Genomic DNA, 15,612 nt, shown 5'->3' with positions numbered 1-15,612 from the left:
TAGAGTCGGTGCGTGGAGCGACGCATCTTCGGCATCGAGACCGAGTACGGCGTGACGTGCACCTTCCGGGGGCAGCGGCGGCTGTCGCCGGACGAGGTGGCCCGCTACCTGTTCCGTCGCGTGGTGTCGTGGGGGCGCAGCTCGAACGTCTTCCTGCGCAACGGCTCGCGGCTGTACCTGGACGTGGGCAGCCACCCCGAGTACGCCACGGCCGAGTGCGACGACCTGACCGAGCTGGTGGTGCACGACAAGGCCGGCGAGCGGATCCTCGAGGGGTTGCTGGTCGACGCCGAGCAGCGGCTGGCCGAGGAGGGCGTCACCGGCGACATCTACCTGTTCAAGAACAACACCGACTCGGCCGGCAACAGCTACGGCTGCCACGAGAACTACCTGGTCGGCCGGCACGGGGAGTTCAGCCGGCTGGCCGACGTGCTGATCCCGTTCCTGGTCAGCCGGCAGATCGTGGTGGGCGCGGGGAAGGTGCTGCAGACCCCGCGCGGGGCGATCTACTGCATCAGCCAGCGCGCCGAGCACATCTGGGAGGGCGTCTCCTCGGCGACCACCCGCTCGCGGCCGATCATCAACACCCGCGACGAGCCGCACGCCGACGCCGAGCGCTACCGGCGGCTGCACGTGATCGTCGGGGACTCGAACATGAACGAGACGACGACGCTGCTCAAGGTCGCCGTCACCGACCTGGTGCTGCGGATGATCGAGGCCGGGGTGCCGATCCGGGACATGAGCCTGGAGAACCCGATCCGCGCGATCCGCGAGATCAGCCACGACATGACCGGACGGCGCAAGGTGCGGCTGGCCAACGGCAAGGAGATGTCGGCGCTGGAGATCCAGTCCGAGTACCACTCCCGGGCCGCGGAGTTCGTCGACCGGGAGGGCTTCGGCCCGGTGCACCGGCAGATGCTCGAGCTGTGGGGCCGGGTGCTCAAGGCCGTCGACACCGGCGACCTGTCGCTGATCGACCGGGAGATCGACTGGGCCACCAAGTACCAGCTCATCGAGCGCTACCGGGCCAAGCGGGACCTGCCCATGAGCTCCCCGCGGGTGGCGCAGATGGACCTGGCCTACCACGACATCAGCCGCACCCGGGGGCTGTACTACCTGCTCGAGCGCAACAACGCCGTCGACCGGGTGGCGCACGAGCCGCGGGTGTTCGAGGCCAAGAACGTGCCGCCGCAGACCACCCGCGCCCGGCTGCGCGGGGAGTTCATCCGCAGGGCCCAGGAGAAGCGCCGCGACTTCACCGTCGACTGGGTGCACCTCAAGCTCAACGACCAGGCCCAGCGCACCGTGCTGTGCAAGGACCCCTTCAAGGCCGTCGACGAGCGCGTCGACAAGCTCATCGCCTCGATGTGACGCGCGCCGAGTGCGACGACGTCGTGGCCACCACTCGCTGATCACCACGTGTTCGTCGCACTCGACGTGGCCGAGGGGCAGCACGCCGGCGCTGCGTTCGGCTCTCGTCGTCAGTCCAGCGGCACCTGCAGGGCCGCGTACCGTCCCGCGGCCGCGGCGGCCAGGAAGTAGGCGCGCTCCTCGGGCCAGCCGCGCCCCATCGTCGACAGCGGCACGGGGGACAGGCCCAGGGCCTCCTCGAGCCCGTCGACGTCCATCCACACCACCCGGTTGCGTTCCGGCTGGCCCGCGAGGTCCTCCTCGACCTGGCTGCCCAGCTCCGAGCCCAGTCCCCGCGGCGCGATCAGCGTCACCCCGCCCAGAGCGACCCGTCCGAACGCGGTCAGCGAGTGGTGCGAGACGCCGCGGTGCCGCGGCCGCGGGTCGGCACCGGAGATGCGCAGCGCCCCGACCGGCTCCCCGCCCAGCACGGTGACCGCGTTGCACGCCTCGCCGGCGGCCACCCCGGAGAAGCCCCACGGCGTCCCGGTGCCGAGGTTGCCCGGCCCCTGGCTGACGATCGTGACGTCGGCGCCGAGCACGTGCTTCGCGGCGAGCAGCCCGGTGTGCAGGGTGACCGCCTCCAGGTCCCCGCCGAACGCCTGGCCGACGGTGACCACGCCGGCCAGCGAGGTCGCCAGCGCCGACAGCGTGCGGGAGAACCCGGCGACCAGCGCGCCCCCGTCGGTCATGACGTAGGCGACCCTCAGATCGGGGTCGGTGGCCAGGACCCCGATCAGCGCGGCCGGCAGCGCCGAGTGCAGATCGGCGACGACGACCGGCATCCCGGCGAGGTCCTCGGCGTCGGCGATGGTGCGGTGGTGCTCGGTCTCCTGCTCGTCGACGCCCTGCACGGTCACCTGCAGCGGCGTGTACCGGGCCTTGACCAGGTGGCCGGGGCCGGTGGGGTCCGGCGGCAGCCGGTCGGGGACGGCGACGACGAGCGCGTAGCCGCCGGTGCCGAGCCCCTGCGCCCAGGCGGTGGTGTTGAGCAGCACGGTGTCGCCGACCTCCGGGACGCCGACCAGCGAGGGGTGCGCCAGCGCCCGCACCTCGCCGTCGCCGTCGACCTCGGCGGTGAGCTCCTGGGCGTCGCGCCAGGCCCGCCCGAGGGCGGTCACCGTGCCCCGTCGCCACCGGATCCGCTGCTGTGTCGTCCCGCGTTCCCCCACCCGGGCAGGCTAGCCAGCGCGCTCACACGCTGCCGATCGTGACTAGCCTGGGCGCGTGGCGGCGAAGCGGGCGGAGCGGCTGGTGAACCTGGTCATCGCCCTGCTCGGCACCCGGCAGTACGTGACCGCGGCCAGGATCCGGGCCACCGTGCCCGGTTACGAGCCCGACGACGGCACCGCCCGCGCCGACGAGGCGTTCAAGCGGATGTTCGAGCGGGACAAGGCCGAGCTGCGCGAGATGGGCGTGCCGCTGGAGACCGGCCGCACCAGCGTCTTCGACACCGAGGACGGCTACCGCATCGCCCGCGCGAACTACGAGCTGCCCGAGATCACCCTCACCGGAGAGGAGGCCGCGGCGGTGGGCCTGGCGCTGCGGCTGTGGGAGTCCGCCCAGCTGGCGGGGGCCGCGCAGAGCGCGCTGGTCAAGCTCAAGGCCGCCGGGGTGGACGTCGACACCTCCCGCGCGATCCCGCTGCGCCCACGGCTGGACTCCGACGAGCCGGCCTTCGAGCCCTGCTACGCCGCGGCCCGCGACCGCCGGGTGCTGACCTTCGACTACCGCCGTCCCGACGAGGACGCCCCCACCCGCCGGCGCGTCCAGCCCTGGGGCGTCGTCGCCTGGCACGGCCGCTGGTACCTCGGCGGGCTGGACCTCGACCGGCAGGCGCCGCGCGTCTTCCGGCTCTCCCGCGTCGTCGGCACCCCCAGGGCCACCGGCCCGGCGGGGGCCTTCGAGCCGCCGGAGGACGTCGACCTGGCGGCGATGGTCGCCGGGCAGTCCAGGGGGGAGGAGCAGCTCGTGGTGGTGCGGGCGCGTCCCGGCACCGCGGTGGGGCTGCGCCGGCACGCCGTTCCCCTCGGCCCGGCCGAGGACGGCGACGACCGGCTGGAGCTGCGCACCACCGAGCCGATGCGGCTGGCCGGCGAGATCGCCTCCTACGGGGCCGACGTCGTCGTCGAGGCCCCGGCCGCGGTGCGCGCGGCCGTCGTCGAGCGGCTGACGCGCTTGGCCGCGATGGCGCCGGAGGGGGCGGCGTGAGCGCCCCCACGACCACCGAGCGGATGACCCGGCTGCTCTCGCTGGTCCCGTACCTCACCGCCCGCCCGGAGGGGGTGCCGCTGGCCGAGGTGGCCCGCGACTTCGGTGTCCCCGAGCGGCAGCTGCGCCGCGACATGGAGCTGCTGTGGATGTGCGGCCTGCCCGGTTACGGGCCCGGGGACCTCATCGACCTGGCCTTCGAGGGCGACCGGGTGCGGGTCACCTTCACCGCCGGCATGGTCCGCCCGCTGCGGCTGACCACCGACGAGGCCGTCGCGCTCGTGGTCGCGCTGCGGACCCTGCTCGAGCTGCCCGGCCTGGCCGAGCGGGAGGCGGTCAGCCGGGCGCTGGCCAAGGTGTCGGCCGCCGCCGGGCACGCCGGTGAGCGGGTCACGCCGGTGGCGCTGTCGGTCGACGCGCGGGAGCAGGCGCTGGCCGTCGTCCGCGAGGGCCTGGAGCGCAAGCGGGCGCTGCACCTGCACTACTACGTGCCCACCCGCGACGAGCGGACCGAGCGCACCGTCGACCCGCTGCGGCTGCTGCTGGTCGACGGCCGCTGGTACCTGGAGGCCTGGTCCCGGGAGGTCGGCGGCGTCCGGCTGTTCCGGCTGGACCGGATCGACGACGTCGAGGTCCTCGACGAGCCGTCGGCGCCGCCACCGGGGGTGCCGCTGCGCGACGTCGACGCCGGGCTCTACCAGCCCGAGCCGGGCTCGCCGGTGGTGCGGCTGCGCCTGGCCCGCACCGCCCGCTGGGTGGCCGAGTACTACCCGGTCGAGGACGTGCGCGAGGTGCAGGACCCGCCCGGCGGTCTCGCGGTCGCCCTGCGCACCGCCGACATGGCGTGGGCGCGGCGCCTGGTGGCCTCCCTCGGCGGGGCCGCCAGCGTCGACGAGCCGGCCGAGCTGGCCGCGGCCGTCGCCGCCGACGCCCGGGCCGCGCTCAGCCGCTACGCAGCCGAGGGGCAGCTGCCGTCCACCGCCGGCGACTAGGGTCGGGCCCGTGCTGCTGACCGTCGTGTGGATCGCCGTCGCCGTCCTGGCCGTCGTCGTGCTGGGCGCGCTGGCGTACGGGGTGCTCGGCGCGGCCGGCCGGCTGCGGCGGGAGGTCGCGGCCTTCGAGCGGGAGGTCCGGCCGCTGCTCACCGAGGCGCAGGCGACCGCCGCCCGCGCGGCGCAGGTCCAGCGGCCGTCCTGACCACACCCCCCGTTTCGGGGGCGGCAGGAGGCCTGCGGCCACGTAGCATCGACGACGCCACCCGCTGACCTGGAGGACGACATGGCCGGACTCGGCCCCATGGAGATCGGCCTGATCATCCTGGCCATCCTGCTGCTCTTCGGTTACAAGAAGCTGCCGGACGCCTCGCGCTCCCTGGGCCGCTCGCTGCGCATCTTCAAGGGCGAGATGAAGGGCATGAAGGACGACGACGTCCGCACCAAGGACGCCGCGAAGACCTCCCCGGTGCGCGGTGAGGTCCTCCCGCCGGCGACCGCGGCCGACCGCGAGCGTGCGGCGCTCGAGGTCGAGGCGCGGGCCGCGGAGGCCCGGGCGGCCGAGCTGCGGGCGCGCGCCGCGCAGGCCGGCCCGGCCGACAGCACCCGCTGACCCCTCTCCCCGGCACCACCATGAGCGAGCCCGCCCGCCGGTCCGGCCTGCGCCGTCGCCGCCGTCGCCCTCGGGACCCCGCCGCGACGATGACGCTGGTCGGGCACCTCACCGAGCTGCGCAACCGGATCACCAAGGCGCTGCTCGCGCTGCTGGTCGCCACGGCCGTCGCGTTCTGGTGGTACGAACACGGCCTCGGCGACTTCATCCGGGCGCCCTACTGCGGACTGCCGGCCGAGCTGCGCTACGGCGGGTCGGCCGACGGCGGCTGCGGACTGCTGATCACCGACGTGTTCGGCGGCGTGTTCATCCGGCTCAAGGTCAGCCTGCTGGCCGGCGCCGTGCTGTCCGCGCCGATCTGGCTCTACCAGCTGTGGGCGTTCATCACCCCGGGGCTCAAGCGCAACGAGAAGCGCTACGGCTTCGGTTTCGTCGCCGTCTCCACCACGCTGTTCGCCCTCGGCGCGGTGCTGGCGTACATCTCCCTGTCGGCCGGTCTGGAGCTGCTGCTCGGCCTGGCCGGCGAGGGCACGGTCATCGCGCTGACCGCCCCGGACTACATCGGCTTCATGCTCTCGCTGCTGGTGGCGTTCGGGGTGAGCTTCGAGGTGCCGCTGGTGGCGGTGGCGCTCAACCTGGTCGGCGTCCTGTCCTACGAGGTGCTGCGCGGCGCCCGGCGGTGGATCTTCTTCCTCACCATCGTGTTCGCCGCGTTCGTCACCCCCACGCAGGACCCGTTCACCATGCTGCTCATGGCCGGGCCGATGATCGTGCTGTTCGAGCTGGCCATCCAGGTGGCCCGGTTCGTCGACCGGCGCCGGGCCAAGCGGGACGCCGTGCAGCACTTCCACGACCTCTCCGACGACGAGGCCTCGCCGCTGGACGCCGCACCGTCGGCGCTGGACGGGCAGCCGGCCCCCTACGACGACCTCCGGCGGGAGGACGACGCCGCGCCGCTGGACGGCCCGGCGCGCTCGCGCGGCTGAGCCCTCCTACCGGGGAAGGGACCCCGTCCCCCATGGGAAGAGGACCCCGTCCCCCTCACCGCTCGCAGGTTCGCCTCTGGACGGGGCCGACCCGGGACGGGGCCGCGACAGGCCCGTCCACGGGGCCGGCGTCGGGTCAGGCCGGCTGCGCGGCCGCGACCGCGGTGAGGTGCTCCACCAGCCGGCTGCGCGGGGGTGCCGCGAACCCCGCCGTCGGCCCGGGCACCCCGGGCGTGGGACGACCGGGCGCCCAGCCGGCCCCCCGTCCGGCGCGCCCGCTACGGCGGGGGAGCGGCCGTCCCGGACGGCCCGCCACACGGCGGTGCGGGCGCGGTCGATGGCCCGGGCGTCCTCGAACCAGGCACGCAGCTCGCCGTGCTCCCACGCCTCCACCCCGGTGCACCACGCCCGGGCGTCGTCCGGTGCGGCGGCGACGGCGCCGGCCAGCCGCAGCGCGTGCGTCACGGCGAGCGAGCAGCCGCGGCCGAAGTGCGGGTTCGTGGTGCAGACCGCGTCGCCGAGCGGGTGCAGGCCCAGCGGCGCCGCGTCGTCGAGCGTCCGGAAGGTGTTGCGCAGCCCGCCCATGACCATGACCCCCGACTCCGGCCGGGCGCGGTCCGGATCGGTCCACACGGCGGCCAGGGGCACGGCGCGGACGGCGGCCTCGAAGGAACCGAGCTCGCGCACCGCGCCCAGCTCGGCGTCGTCGGGGAGCCGGGTGACGCTCACCGAGAACGTGCCCGCGTCGTGCGGGAAGACCAGCACGGCGTACCCGTCGCCCTCCGCGACCGAGATGACCCCGCGGTTGACCGGGCCGGGCTGGGCCCCGGGCAGGAGCCGGTACCGGCGCGGGGTGTAGACCTCCTCCGCCGGTTCGTCGGCCGCGACCCGAAGCCACGGCGCGGACAGCCGCCCGCGGCGGCCGGAGGCGTCGACCACCAGCTCGGCGGGGACGACGGCGCCGTCGGCCAGCCGGACCCCGCTCACCGCTCCGCCGGCCGTCTCCACCCCCGCCACCGCCGCCGTCCGCACCTGCACGCCGGGCTCCGCCTCGAGGGTGCGGCGGAGGACCCACTCCAGGGTGCTGCGCCGGCACCACACGGTCCGCAGCCCGTCGGGCAGCGGCACCTCGGGGACGCCGAGCACGCGCAGCGCCTGGAGCACGTCCGGCAGCCCGGCGGCCAGCTCGGCGTGCAGCCGGGCGAGGAGGGCGTGCGGCTGGCCGAGGTGGGCGACGCCGTGACGCTCCCAGGCCGCGGCGTCGGCGACCGCGGCCGGTCGTGGCCCGTCGTCCCGGTCGAGGACCTGCACGCGGTGACCCTGGCGGGCGAGGGCGAGAGCAGCGGTGGCCCCCGCGACCCCGGCACCGGTTCGGGCGGGTTCGGCGACGAAGACCATCCCCGGGACGCGCCGGGGTCCTACCTCGGTCGCGGGCCGGGGGTCGTAGGGTCCGGTCCCGTCACCCACGACCTCCGGAGGACCGCAGGCCCGCCGCCGAGGTCGCCGTCCTGGTGAGCCCGACGGCCGGGAGCTGGTGCGCACCCGCCCGCGGCTGACCGCCGGCACGCACGTCGAGCCCCCCGCGGTCACCGTGCACCGCGCCCACCGGGTGGAGCTGGCCGGGGAGGGGTTGCGCACCCACGCCGACGGGGAGCCGGTCGCGCCGCTGCCGGGCGCCTGCATCTGCGTGCCCGGCGCGCTGTCGGCGGTGGGCGCCGGCCGGTGAGCCGGACCCCGACGATCAGCTGGGACCACCGTCGCGGGTCCTGGCTCAGCACCGCTCGTGAGCCAGGACCCGCGACGACCGGCCGAGCCGATCACGGGGTGTCGGCATCGGGTCGACCGTTATCCCCAACTATGGCGCCGACGGGGTCGGCCGCGCCGACGAGAGGGGACGCGCCTAACGTGGAGGCATGTCCAGCCCCGCTGAGCGGTACGCGGCTGCCCGGCGGCGCGGTGCCCATCCTGCACTGGCCGACTTCACCGCGGAGCTCGGCTTCTCCCTCGACCCGTTCCAGGTGGAGGCCTGCGAGGCCCTCGACGAGGGCGCGGGCGTCCTCGTCTGCGCGCCGACCGGTGCCGGCAAGACGGTGGTGGGGGAGTTCGCCGTCCACAAGGCGCTGGCCGAGGGGCGCAAGGCCTTCTACACCACGCCGATCAAGGCGCTGTCCAACCAGAAGTACAACGACCTGGTCGACCGCTACGGCGCCGACCGGGTGGGCCTGCTGACCGGTGACAACGCGGTCAACGGCGACGCGCCCGTGGTGGTGATGACCACCGAGGTGCTGCGCAACATGCTCTACGCGGAGTCCGCGGCGATCGACGGCCTGGGCTACGTGGTCATGGACGAGGTGCACTACCTCGCCGACCGCTTCCGCGGCGCGGTGTGGGAGGAGGTGATCATCCACCTCCCGCAGTCGGTGACGCTGGTGTCGCTGTCGGCCACGGTCAGCAACGCCGAGGAGTTCGCGGACTGGCTGGTCACCGTCCGCGGCCACACCAAGGTCGTCGTCAGCGAGGTGCGGCCCATCCCGCTGTGGCAGCACATGCTGGTCGGCAACCGGGTGTTCGACCTGTTCAGCCTGCGCCCGGCCGCGCACGCCGCCGAGCAGGGCGACGACCCGCGCGGGCTGTCCACCCGGGAGCGCGGCGCCAGCGTCGTCGACCCGGAGCTGGTCCGCTACGTGCGCGAGTACGAGCGGCGGTTGGACACCTGGGGCGGCGGCAACGGGGGGTCGCGCCGCGAGCGGGACTGGCACAAGCCGCGCTACCGCCCGCCGGCCCGGCCCGACGTCATCGAGCGGCTGGACCGCTCCGGGCTGCTGCCGGCGATCACCTTCGTGTTCAGCCGCAACGGCTGCGACGCCGCCGTCGACCAGTGCCTGCGCTCCGGGCTGCGGCTCACCGACGAGCACGAGCGCGCCGAGATCGCCGCGATCGTCGACGAGCGCACCGGGGCGCTGCCGGAGGAGGACCTGCACGTCCTGGGGTTCTGGGAGTGGCGCGAGGGGCTGCTGGCCGGGATCGCGGCGCACCACGCCGGCCTGGTCCCGGCGTTCAAGGAGACCGTCGAGGAGTGCTTCGTCCGCGGCCTGGTCAAGGCCGTGTTCGCCACCGAGACCCTCGCGCTGGGCATCAACATGCCGGCGCGGACCGTCGTCCTGGAGCGGCTGGTCAAGTGGAACGGCGAGGCGCACGTCGACGTGACGCCGGGGGAGTACACCCAGCTCACCGGCCGGGCCGGCCGCCGCGGCATCGACGTCGAGGGGCACGCCGTCGTCGTGTGGGCGCCGGGCATGGACCCCTCGGTCGTCGCCGGGCTGGCCAGCACCCGCACCTACCCGCTGCGGTCCAGCTTCCGGCCCAGCTACAACATGGCCGTCAACCTGGTCAGCTCCTTCGGCCGGGCCCGCGCCCGCGAGCTGCTGGCCTCCTCGTTCGCCCAGTTCCAGGCCGACCGCTCGGTCGTGGGGCTGGCCCGGTCCGCGGCCCGGCACGAGCGGGACGCCGAGCGCTGGGCCGCGGAGATGCACTCCGAGGGCGGGGACGTCGCCGGGTACGCGCGGCTGCGCCAGGAGATCGCCGACCGGGAGAAGGAGCTCTCCCGCGACTCGGCGGCCAAGCGCCGGATGGAGGCCTCCGAGGCGCTCGCCGCGCTGCGGCCCGGCGACGTCATCCGGGTGCCGTCGGGACGGCGGCAGGGGCTGGCCGTCGTCCTCGACCCCGGGGTGACCGACCTGACCGAGCCCCGCCCCCTGGTGCTCACCGAGGACAAGTGGGCCGGGCGGCTGGGCAGCGTGGACTTCCCGACGCCGGTGACCGCCCTGGCCCGGGTGCGGGTGCCCAGGAACTTCAACCACCGCAGCCCGCACGCCCGCCGGGACATGGCCGCCACGCTGCGCAACGCGCGGGTCGAGCACGACCTGGGCGCGCGGCGGGTCAAGCAGCGCTCGGCGGCCGCGGACGACCCGGTGCTGCACGACCTGCGCCGGGCGTTGCGCGCCCACCCGGTGCACGCCCTGCCCGACCGGGAGGAGCGGGTGCGGGCGGCCGAGCGCTGGCTGCGGGCGACCCGGGAGGCCGAGGCCACCCACCGGCGGATGGCCGAGCGCACCGGCTCGCTGACCCGCCAGTTCGACCGCACCTGCGACGTCCTGGAGGAGCTGGGCTACCTGGTGCCCGACCCGGCGGCGCCGCCCGTGGTGGAGGGGCAGGACCCGGTGGACCACGAGATCGCCGACGTCACCCCGGTGGTCACCGACGACGGCCGCCGGCTGGCGCGCATCTGGTCGGAGGCCGACCTGCTGGTCGCCGAGTGCCTGCGCTCGGGCGTGTGGCGCGGGCTCACCCCGGCCGAGCTGGCCGCCGCGGTCTCGACGCTGGTGTTCGAGGCCCGCCGCGAGATGCCCGGCCAGCCCGCGGTCCCGGCCGGCAAGGTCGCCGCGGCGATCGCGGAGATGCGCCGGATCCGCTCGCGGCTGCAGGACGTCGAGCTCGACCACGGCGTCCCGGCGACCCGCGACCTGGACCTCGGTTTCGCCTGGGCGGCCTACCGCTGGGCCGACGGGCAGAGCCTCGACCGCGTCCTGGCCGGTGCCGAGCAGGCCGGCACGGAGCTCTCCGGCGGGGACTTCGTGCGCTGGGCCCGCCAGCTGCTGGACCTGCTCGACCAGGTGGCCAAGGTCGCGGACACGACGCTCGCGGTCACGGCCCGGACGGCGGTGGAGCGGGTGCGGCGCGGCGTGGTCGCCGTGGCGGTCGGCGGCTGAGCCGTGGGTGGGGCAGGATCTGTCGACGATGACCAACCCCCCGCACGGCGGCCCGCCGCCCGGTGAGCCGGGCCGGCCGCCGCAGCCGTGGCCGCCGCAGCAGTGGCCCCAGCAGCCCGGGCCGCCGCAGCCGGGGCCCTGGGGAGCGCCGGCACCCGGCCCGTACGGCGGCCAGCCGCCGCAGGGGCACCCCCCGTACGGACCCCCGGCCCCCGGCCCGCAGTACGGGCAGCCCTGGGGTGGGCAGCCGGCGGCCGGACAGCCGCCCCCCTGGACGGGGCAGCCCCACTCCGGTCACCCCCAGCACGGCCAGCCGTGGGGCCAGCCGCCGTACGGGCCGCCGCCCGCTCCGCCGCGCCGGTCGCGCAGGGCGCTGGTGGCCGGCATCGTCGTCCCGGCGGTCCTCCTGCTGGTCGCCGTGGTGCTCGCCCGCCTCTTCGCCGACACCGTGCTCGACCCCGAGCGGGTCGAGGCGGACGTCGCCGCGCAGTTCGAGCAGATCGAGGGCGTGGCGATCGACCTGACCTGCGACGACGAGATGCAGGTCGAGCAGGGCGCCGACTACGAGTGCACCGGCACCACGGCCGACGGCGAGGAGGTCACCCTCCGCATCGTCATCACCGACGAGACCGACGCCTCCTACACGTGGGAAGAGGTCTGAGGACCCAGCGTCCGAGGACTCAGCCGAGCACGTCCCGCGGCCAGCCCAGCGCCGCACCGAGCCGCCGCAGCGAGGACTCGATGCCGTGCGCGGCGGCCAGTGCCGCCAGTGCGTCGGGGTCGGCCGGACGGCGGGGGAGCGTGCCCTCCACCGCGGGCAGGTCGACGTCGCGGGCGACGGCCACGACCACCGGGGCGGCGTCGAGGTAGTCCGCGCCGGCGTGCAGCTTCCTGAGGACGGCGGCGGTGAGCGGCGGCTCGGGGACGACGGTCCGCGCGGCGGCCGCCCGGATGCCGGCCAGGTCGCCGAACTCGGTGATCAGTGCCGCCGCCGTCTTGGCGCCGATGCCCGCCACCCCCGGCAGCCCGTCGCTGGGGTCGCCGCGCAGCACCGCGAAGTCGGCGTAGGCCCGCCCCGGGATGCCGTACTTCGCGGTCACCGCTGCCTCGTCGACCAGCTCGAGGTCGGTGATGCCGCGGGCGGTGTAGAGGACGCGCACCCCGCGCTCGTCGTCCACCAGCTGGAACAGGTCGCGGTCGCCGGTGACGACGTCGACCGGGCCGCGGGCGCGGGTGGCCAGCGTGCCGATGACGTCGTCGGCCTCGTAGCCGGGGGCGCCGACCCGCGCCAGCCCCGCCGCGGCGAGCACCTCCACCAGCACCGGCACCTGCGGGCCGAGCTCCGCGGGGGTCTCCTCGCCGCCGTCGGGGGAGAGCCGGTGCGCCTTGTAGGAGGGCAGCGCCTGCACGCGGAAGGCCGGGCGCCAGTCGTCGTCCCAGCAGGCGACGAGCCGGTCGGGAGCGTGGGCGGTGACCAGCCGGGCGGTCATGTCCAGGAAGCCGCGGACCGCGTTGACCGGGCGCCCATCGGGTGACGTGACGCTGGTCGGCACCCCGTAGAAGGCCCGGAAGTAGAGGGAGGCGGCGTCGAGCAGCATCGTCGTCACGACTCGGGACGGTAACGGCGGGGGGTGCACGACGTACCGCCTGGTTAGGCTCCGATCGTGCCCTCTCCGACCACCGCTGCGACCACCGGTGCGCCGCTGGTGACCATCGACCGCGTGCACGCCGCGCGGCAGGTCGCCGCGGAGGCCGGGGTCGACCTGCTCGTCGTCACCCCGGGCTCGGACCTGCGCTACCTCTGCGGCTACTCGGCCCACGCGATGGAGCGGCTCACCGCGCTGGCGGTGCCGCGGCGGGGCGAGCCGTTCCTCGTCGTCCCCCGGCTGGAGGCTCCCATGGTCGACGCCAGCCCGGCCGGCGGCCTGGGCCTGGAGGTGCTGGCCTGGGACGAGACCGACGACCCCTTCGCCCTGCTGGCCCGCACCGCCACCGCCCGCCTGGGTGCCGCGCCGTCGCGGGTGGCCGTGGGCGACCGCACCTGGGCGCTGCACGCGCTCGGTGTCGCGGGCGCCCTGCCCGGGGCGGCGCTGGAGCTGGCGAGCCCGGTCGTCGACCGGCTGCGGATGGTGAAGACGCCGGCCGAGGTCGCCGAGCTCGCCGCGGCCGGCGCGGCCATCGACCGGGTGCACGCCCGGATGGGGGAGTGGCTGCGGGCCGGGCGCACCGAGGCCGAGGTGGGAGCCGACATCGCCGCGGCGATCCTCGCCGAGGGGCACGTGTCGGTGGACTTCACCATCGTCGGGTCCGGGCCCAACGGCGCCAGCCCGCACCACGAGCTCTCCGACCGGGTGGTGGAGGAGGGGGACGTCGTCGTCGTCGACATCGGCGGCGAGACGGCCACCGGCTACCGGTCGGACTGCACCCGCACCTACGCCGTCGGCCGCGCGCCGGGTGCCGAGGTCGCCGAGTGGTACGCCGTCCTGCAGGAGGCCCAGCGCGCCTCGACCGCCGCCGTCCGACCCGGGGTGACCGCCGAGGCCGTGGACGCCGCCGCGCGCGACGTCATCGCCGCCGCCGGATGGGGTGAGTACTTCATCCACCGCACCGGGCACGGCATCGGCCTGGACACCCACGAGGCGCCCTACATCGTCGCCGGCAACGACCTGCCGCTCGAGCCGGGGATGGCGTTCTCCGTCGAGCCGGGCATCTACCTGCCCGGCCGCTGCGGCGCCCGCATCGAGGACATCGTCGTCTGCACCGATGACGGCGTCACCGCGCTCAACGAGGGTCCGCGTGAGCTCGTCGTCCTCCCCGGCTGAGGGCGGCGGGCCGCTCACCTCCGGCGACGTCGACCGGGCGCTGCTGGCCGCCCTGGCCCGCGACGGGCGCGCCAGCTACACCGAGCTCGCCGAGCGGGTGGGCCTGTCGGTGTCGGCGGTGCACCAGCGGGTGCGCCGGCTCGAGCAGCGCGGGCTGATCACCGGCTACCACGCCAAGCTCGACGCGGCAGCCCTCGGCCTGGGCCTGACCGCGTTCGTCGCGATCACCCCGTCCGACGCCGCCACGCCGGACGAGGCACCGGCGCTGCTGGCGCACCTGCGCGAGATCGAGGCCTGCCACTCGGTGGCGGGGGTGGAGAGCTACCTGCTCAAGGTGCGGACGTCGTCCCCCGACGCGCTGGAGGCGCTGCTGCGGACCATCCGGCAGACCGCCAACGTCACCACGCGCACGACGGTGGTGCTCTCCACCTCCTACGAGGACCGCCCGCCGCTGTAGCGCCGGCTGGACACGGCCGTCGAACGTGTGTTCGGATGGCCGGCGTGCGGTGGGACGACCAGCGGCTGGACGCCGAGGAACCGGCCACGCTGCCCGGCATGCCGACGCTGCGCGGCCTCCTGCGCAGTGTCCAGGTGCCGGAGTTCCCCGGGCTGACCTTCCACGAGGTCCGCAGCAGGAGCGCGCTCAACGAGGTCCCCGGCGACTCGCGCCTGCCGTTCCGCTGGACCATCAACCCGTACCGGGGCTGCTCGCATGCGTGCGTGTACTGCTACGCCCGGAGCACGCACCAGTGGCTGGAGCTGGACACCGGCCGGGACTTCGACACCCAGGTGGTCGTGAAGACCAACCTGGTCGACGTCCTGCGCCGTGAGCTGGCCCGGCCCTCGTGGCAGCGGGCGCACGTCGCCCTGGGCACCAACACCGACCCCTACCAGCGGGCCGAGGGGCGCTACCGGCTGATGCCCGGCGTCATCTCGGCGCTGGCCGGCTCGGGCACGCCGTTCTCGATCCTGACGAAAGGCACCCTGCTGCGGCGGGACCTGTCGCTCCTGGCGGCCGCTGCCCGCGACGTCCCCGTCGGGCTCGGGGTGTCCCTGGCGGTCTGGGACGACGAGCTGCACGCCTCGCTCGAACGCGGAGCACCCAGCCCGCGGGCGCGGCTGGAGCTGGTGCGGGCGATCACCGACACCGGGCTGACCTGCGGGGTCTTCCTCGCCCCGGTGCTGCCCGGCCTCACCGACCGGCTGGCCGACCTCGACGCCGCGCTGCGGGCCGTCGCGGACGCCGGGGCCGCCGGCGTCACCGTCGTCCCGCTGCACCTGCGCCCCGGCGCCCGGGAGTGGTTCTCCGCCTGGCTGGCCCGCGAGCACCCGGCCCTGGTTCCGCGCTACCAGCAGCTCTACCGCCGGGGCGCGGTCGTCGCACCGGAGTACCGCGGCTGGCTGGCCGGCCGGGTGGGCCCGCTGCTGGCCCGGTACGGACTGGACCGGCAGGCCGGGGGAGCGGCCCGCAGGGTGGACGGCGACAGCGCGCCGGGCGGCATCCCCGGGGACGGGGACCGCGACTTCCCGGCAGGCAGCCTGCCGGCGATCCGGCCGACGCAGGTCCGTCCCGCTGCAGCGCCGGCGGGCGAGCAGCTCGCGCTCCTCTGAGCCGGCGCTCCTGAGCGGCGAGGTCGCCAAGGGACACGGAGCGGTCGGGCTACCGTTATCCCCAACTACCGGACTGCCGACGAGGGGAAGGGACGAGCGCCGACCGGGGGAGGACGGGGCGCCCTGCCGGGTGAGCGGCAGCAGGGCACCCGGCGGTGGCCAGCAGGCACGTCATCCGGGCCTGCACGGTCCACGCGC

General features: G+C 75.6%; 15 protein-coding genes. 12 read left to right on the top strand and 3 right to left on the bottom strand.

The window, feature by feature from the left end:
• Positions 1–12: 12 nt before the first annotated feature.
• The gene (pafA, locus tag ACI79G_RS03915) at positions 13–1,371 is read left to right on the top strand and encodes a Pup--protein ligase (protein WP_091214354.1); all 1,359 of its coding nucleotides are present in this window, start codon (positions 13–15) and stop codon (positions 1,369–1,371) included.
• A gap of 110 nt (positions 1,372–1,481) precedes the next feature.
• Here pafA and ACI79G_RS03910 read toward each other — a convergent pair whose 3' ends face one another.
• Positions 1,482–2,582, bottom strand: coding sequence for a DUF3866 family protein (locus ACI79G_RS03910; protein WP_456879834.1), 1,101 nt, complete (start codon positions 2,580–2,582; stop codon positions 1,482–1,484).
• A gap of 55 nt (positions 2,583–2,637) precedes the next feature.
• On the opposite strand from ACI79G_RS03910, the gene ACI79G_RS03905 reads away from it, so the two are divergent.
• From ACI79G_RS03905 to tatC, 5 genes are all read left to right on the top strand, one after another.
• On the top strand, positions 2,638–3,621 hold the full coding sequence (locus tag ACI79G_RS03905; RefSeq protein WP_091214347.1) for a helix-turn-helix transcriptional regulator: 984 nt from the start codon (positions 2,638–2,640) through the stop codon (positions 3,619–3,621).
• Entirely contained in the window at positions 3,618–4,613 is a 996-nt protein-coding gene (locus ACI79G_RS03900; protein WP_456879833.1) for a helix-turn-helix transcriptional regulator, read from the top strand. Before ACI79G_RS03905 ends, ACI79G_RS03900 begins: the two co-directional genes overlap by 4 nt.
• A 10-nt stretch (positions 4,614–4,623) precedes the next feature.
• Complete coding sequence (locus ACI79G_RS03895; protein ID WP_456879832.1) at positions 4,624–4,818, top strand: hypothetical protein; 195 nt, start codon at positions 4,624–4,626, stop codon at positions 4,816–4,818.
• Positions 4,819–4,899: 81 nt separating this feature from the next.
• The gene (gene tatA, locus ACI79G_RS03890; RefSeq protein WP_456879831.1) at positions 4,900–5,226 is read left to right on the top strand and encodes a Sec-independent protein translocase subunit TatA; all 327 of its coding nucleotides are present in this window, start codon (positions 4,900–4,902) and stop codon (positions 5,224–5,226) included.
• 20 nt (positions 5,227–5,246) lie between these two features.
• Positions 5,247–6,212, top strand: coding sequence for a twin-arginine translocase subunit TatC (tatC, locus tag ACI79G_RS03885; protein WP_456879830.1), 966 nt, complete (start codon positions 5,247–5,249; stop codon positions 6,210–6,212).
• A 6-nt stretch (positions 6,213–6,218) separates the two neighbouring features.
• Here the strand turns inward: tatC and ACI79G_RS03880 are convergent, their stop codons facing one another.
• Positions 6,219–7,610 carry an FAD-dependent oxidoreductase gene (locus tag ACI79G_RS03880; RefSeq protein WP_456879829.1) on the bottom strand — a complete coding sequence of 464 codons (1,392 nt, stop codon included), beginning with the start codon at positions 7,608–7,610 and terminating at the stop codon, positions 6,219–6,221.
• A gap of 136 nt (positions 7,611–7,746) precedes the next feature.
• Between ACI79G_RS03880 and ACI79G_RS03875 the strand changes: the two genes are divergently transcribed.
• From ACI79G_RS03875 to ACI79G_RS03865, 3 genes are all read left to right on the top strand, one after another.
• On the top strand, positions 7,747–7,938 hold the full coding sequence (locus ACI79G_RS03875) for a hypothetical protein (protein WP_456879828.1): 192 nt from the start codon (positions 7,747–7,749) through the stop codon (positions 7,936–7,938).
• 187 nt (positions 7,939–8,125) lie between these two features.
• Complete coding sequence (locus tag ACI79G_RS03870; protein WP_456879827.1) at positions 8,126–10,981, top strand: DEAD/DEAH box helicase; 2,856 nt, start codon at positions 8,126–8,128, stop codon at positions 10,979–10,981.
• 28 nt (positions 10,982–11,009) lie between these two features.
• Entirely contained in the window at positions 11,010–11,642 is a 633-nt protein-coding gene (locus ACI79G_RS03865; RefSeq protein WP_456879826.1) for a DUF4333 domain-containing protein, read from the top strand.
• 19 nt (positions 11,643–11,661) lie between these two features.
• On the opposite strand, the gene ACI79G_RS03860 is transcribed toward ACI79G_RS03865, so the two are convergent.
• Positions 11,662–12,579 (bottom strand): 5'-3' exonuclease, encoded by a 918-nt coding sequence (locus ACI79G_RS03860; protein WP_456879994.1) that lies wholly within the window; start codon positions 12,577–12,579, stop codon positions 11,662–11,664.
• A 66-nt stretch (positions 12,580–12,645) separates the two neighbouring features.
• Here ACI79G_RS03860 and ACI79G_RS03855 point away from each other — a divergent pair, with 66 nt between their 5' ends.
• Genes ACI79G_RS03855 through ACI79G_RS03845 form a run of 3 tightly spaced genes read left to right on the top strand, consistent with a single transcriptional unit; the run spans position 12,646 to position 15,414 of the window.
• Complete coding sequence (locus tag ACI79G_RS03855; protein WP_456879825.1) at positions 12,646–13,803, top strand: M24 family metallopeptidase; 1,158 nt, start codon at positions 12,646–12,648, stop codon at positions 13,801–13,803.
• On the top strand, positions 13,778–14,260 hold the full coding sequence (locus ACI79G_RS03850; protein WP_456879824.1) for an Lrp/AsnC family transcriptional regulator: 483 nt from the start codon (positions 13,778–13,780) through the stop codon (positions 14,258–14,260). The genes ACI79G_RS03855 and ACI79G_RS03850 overlap by 26 nt, the downstream gene beginning before the upstream one ends.
• Before the next feature lie 35 nt (positions 14,261–14,295).
• Positions 14,296–15,414, top strand: coding sequence for an Rv2578c family radical SAM protein (locus tag ACI79G_RS03845; protein ID WP_456879823.1), 1,119 nt, complete (start codon positions 14,296–14,298; stop codon positions 15,412–15,414).
• The last annotated feature ends 198 nt before the right edge of the window (positions 15,415–15,612 follow it).

It is taken from the genome of Geodermatophilus sp. SYSU D00779 (assembly GCF_054050595.1).
The sequence above is the reverse complement of the archived record's forward strand: the minus strand, read 5'-3'. Positions and strand labels throughout refer to the sequence as shown.

What these genes read in the sequence shown, in the direction of transcription:
- ACI79G_RS03860 (WP_456879994.1), bottom strand. Translation starts at nt 12,579, where the DNA reads ATGCTGCTCGACGCCGCCTCCCTCTACTTCCGGGCCTTCTACGGGGTG.
- ACI79G_RS03880 (WP_456879829.1), bottom strand. Translation starts at nt 7,610, where the DNA reads ATGGTCTTCGTCGCCGAACCCGCCCGAACCGGTGCCGGGGTCGCGGGG.
- ACI79G_RS03865 (WP_456879826.1), top strand. Translation starts at nt 11,010, where the DNA reads ATGACCAACCCCCCGCACGGCGGCCCGCCGCCCGGTGAGCCGGGCCGG.
- tatC (WP_456879830.1), top strand. Translation starts at nt 5,247, where the DNA reads ATGAGCGAGCCCGCCCGCCGGTCCGGCCTGCGCCGTCGCCGCCGTCGC.
- ACI79G_RS03870 (WP_456879827.1), top strand. Translation starts at nt 8,126, where the DNA reads ATGTCCAGCCCCGCTGAGCGGTACGCGGCTGCCCGGCGGCGCGGTGCC.
- ACI79G_RS03845 (WP_456879823.1), top strand. Translation starts at nt 14,296, where the DNA reads ATGGCCGGCGTGCGGTGGGACGACCAGCGGCTGGACGCCGAGGAACCG.
- tatA (WP_456879831.1), top strand. Translation starts at nt 4,900, where the DNA reads ATGGCCGGACTCGGCCCCATGGAGATCGGCCTGATCATCCTGGCCATC.